The organism is Phaeobacter sp. CAU 1743 (genome assembly GCF_039839315.1).
GTDB classification, from domain to species: Bacteria; Pseudomonadota; Alphaproteobacteria; order Rhodobacterales; family Rhodobacteraceae; genus Phycobacter; species Phycobacter gallaeciensis_A.
In genome coordinates, this window is the sequence record NZ_JBDOQR010000182.1 from 1 (window position 1) to 1,454 (window position 1,454).

2 protein-coding genes and 1 pseudogene are annotated in these 1,454 nt (G+C 49.8%); 1 reads left to right on the forward strand and 2 read right to left on the reverse strand.

The window, feature by feature from the left end:
• Positions 1-210: 210 nt before the first annotated feature.
• Positions 211-417, forward strand: a pseudogene (locus tag AAFO90_RS24810) (transposase); the annotation flags it as partial.
• Between the two features lie 39 nt (positions 418-456).
• On the opposite strand, the gene AAFO90_RS24815 reads toward AAFO90_RS24810, so the two are convergent.
• Both AAFO90_RS24815 and AAFO90_RS24820 read right to left on the reverse strand, forming a co-directional pair.
• Complete coding sequence (locus tag AAFO90_RS24815; RefSeq protein WP_347511180.1) at positions 457-1,179, reverse strand: HNH endonuclease family protein; 723 nt, start codon at positions 1,177-1,179, stop codon at positions 457-459.
• Positions 1,176-1,346 carry a peptidoglycan-binding domain-containing protein gene (locus AAFO90_RS24820; protein WP_347511181.1) on the reverse strand — a complete coding sequence of 57 codons (171 nt, stop codon included), beginning with the start codon at positions 1,344-1,346 and terminating at the stop codon, positions 1,176-1,178. The genes AAFO90_RS24815 and AAFO90_RS24820 overlap by 4 nt, the downstream gene beginning before the upstream one ends.
• Positions 1,347-1,454: the final 108 nt, after the last annotated feature.

Below are 1,454 nucleotides of genomic sequence, written 5' to 3' on the forward strand. Positions count from 1 at the left end.
TGTTCGCGATACAGCCGAACACCGCGCTCGCGAAACTCGGCTGTGTACTTCGGGGTGTGCTTCTTCTGGTCCATAGGGTTCATCCTTTGAGAGTTTTACTCTCCGGTAAACCCGGGGCGGTTCAATCTGCTGACGCAGACCTTCTCGCAGGACGGCCAACTCTCAGGAACACATCAAATCAATGGGGTCTGGCCGCCGCATACCGATGTACGCGGCGCCAGCGCGATTATCCCACCAAAATCGAACCGGAAGCTCCTACGCGACTACGATGAACACGCCTACAAGTGGCGGCACCTGATCGAGAATTTCTTTGCAAAGATCAAGGAATTCAGAGCGATAGCGACCCGCTACGAAAAAACAACGTCCAGCTACGCCGCCAACTGGCATCTCGCAGCTACCATCATCGCATCACGATGAATGTCCACGGGCCCTAGTGCCGCGTCCTAAAAATATGGATCAGCAGTTTGCCTCTCTCAACTGTTTTATTTCTGCGGCTTCAACAGGTTGAAACTGTAATTCATAAATAATCATGATCCTTACAAAACGCACAATATATTGGCATCTAAAGTCTTCATTCGGTGGAAGCCAATGAGAGGGGCCTCGCGAACCCTTGGAGCGATTTACGGAGGCATCAACAGCAAAAAGGTTGCGAGGATCGTTTGCAAACTCTGTTCGCTTTTCTGAAGTCCAAGCAGAAGCACCACGCTCATGCGCGTATGCTAAGGGCACAAGATGATCCACATCTAAGTCACGAGCTTCCATAAAAACCTCGTCTGTATATGGATCAATCCAACGCCCTCTGCGGACTGTACACCCTCGATCGTCCCAAAGCACTTCTATGGTCGATAATTCAGCAAGAAGTTCATGCCTAGTGTTCTGGCAGTCGGCATCCAAATCATCCCATCTACCATACAAGGCTCGGTCGTATTCTTGGTTTTGAGCTTCAACTTCGGTTGTTTTTTTAAGGTTGTGATAGCTACTCTTCGCTTCATACCCCGAGTAAGGGCGGCCAGACGACAAACAGCTCTCCATATCATCAAAAGCTGTGAAGTTCTTGGTTCGTTGATACCACGCAGAGTGCTCATCATGACAAATACCAGAGACACTCAGTTTTACTTCAGATGCATAAACTTCAAAGGTCAGTAGCAGAAAGCAAAACGCCCAGAAGCCTCTGATCATCTACAGGCTCCCGATACTGGTCCCGACAGGGCTGCTGCGGTTTGCGGGCCGTATTTCCCATCTGGAGTTAAACCATAAGCCTGCTGAAAACGAACCAATGCTTGAGTGGTAGCGGGGCCATAAACGCCATCTGCAAAGTTTTGGGGGAGACTAGGGTCTGTGGACATTCAGGATTCCCAAGCTGGCTGAAATCTGATTCAAGCTTCCAAAATGGAGGTTTGAATGAACGAAGAGCGGTTTGTGTTGACAGATGAGGTCTGGGTCCGCCTTGCGCC